Annotated in this window: 1 protein-coding gene; it reads left to right on the forward strand. The window is 40.9% G+C overall.

Annotation, left to right across the window (positions count from 1 at the left end; genetic code table 11):
• Positions 1-41 precede the first annotated feature (41 nt).
• Positions 42-1,270 (forward strand): IS3 family transposase gene (locus tag L2748_RS23930; protein WP_220783625.1). Its coding sequence is split into 2 segments (ribosomal slippage): positions 42-393 and positions 393-1,270, totalling 1,230 coding nucleotides; the frame shifts between segments, so codons are not numbered across the junction.
• Positions 1,271-1,302: the final 32 nt, after the last annotated feature.

A 1,302-nucleotide genomic window follows, 5' to 3' on the forward strand; every position in this document is an offset into this window, starting at 1 on the left:
TGTCCCGTCCTGAGATAAGTTGACACTTTGGAGACTTATCTATGAAACCCTCAGGTGCAATCCGCAGTAAACGTACACAACGTGACTACACGTTAGGCTTTAAATTGGCCGTTGTCAGCCAAGTAGAAAAAGGTGAACTAACCTATAAACAAGCTCAAGAGCACTACGGTATTCAAGGTCGAAGTACAGTTCTTACATGGTTGAGAAAGCATGGTAGATTAGACTGGACACAACCTATTGAGCACTCTCCTATGTCTAAATCTAAAGAAACACCGGCCCAAAAAATTAAACGCCTAGAAAAGCAAGTTTCTAATCTAGAAATGAAAAATATGATTTATGGCGATATGGTTGAACTGTTAAAAAATGAATATGGTATCGATTTAGAAAAAAAGTACTTAGCCGAACGCTCTGGATTGCCAAAGAAAAAGGCACCGTAAAATTAGCGACAGCGAGTCGGCAATTTAATTTATCCAGACAAGCTATTTACCAATGGAAACAACGCGCTGAAGCAAGGGGTGAAAGGCTCAAACCCGTTGTGTCGATGGTGATGTATTGGCGTCAGTTTATGCCTAGAGTGGGGACACGTAAGCTCTATCAGCTCATCAAGCCACAGTTGGTTGAGCAAGGCATAAAACTTGGTCGGGATGGGCTATTTCAATACTTGAAACAGCAAGATATGTTGGTGAAGCCGAGAAAAAACTACACCAAAACAACGAATAGTCATCATTGGCTTAGAAAACATCCGAATTTGCTTAAAGATAAGATTGTTCAACGAGTAGAAGAAGTCCTAGTTAGTGATATCACCTATGTGAAATCAGATGAAGGCACTCATTACTTATCACTGGTGACAGATGCATACTCTAGAAAAATAATGGGTTATGAGTTAAGTCATGAGATGAAAGCGAGTGATGTAGTTAAGGCGCTGGATATGACGGTAAAGAATCGTCAAACAACAGGTCATATCATTCACCACTCGGACAGGGGAATACAGTATTGCTCAGAGGAATACCAAAAGGCATTAGCAGCCAACGGTATGACGCCATCAATGACAGATGGATATGACTGTTACCAAAATGCACAGGCTGAGCGTGTGAATGGTATCTTGAAGCATGAGTTTTTACTTTGTCGTTGCCGAACGATGGAAGAGCTTAGGACTTTAGTCAAAGAATCGATAGAGATTTACAACCAATTACGGCCGCATCTTAGTTTAGGAATGAAAACCCCAAACGAGGTGCATGAAAAAGCCAGTTGGGAGTACCAACTGGCTTAATAAAAACCGTCAACCTATTTTAGGACTAGACA

Origin of the sequence: Shewanella sairae (genome assembly GCF_023283535.1) — a bacterium.
Lineage (GTDB): Bacteria > Pseudomonadota > Gammaproteobacteria > Enterobacterales > Shewanellaceae > Shewanella > Shewanella sairae.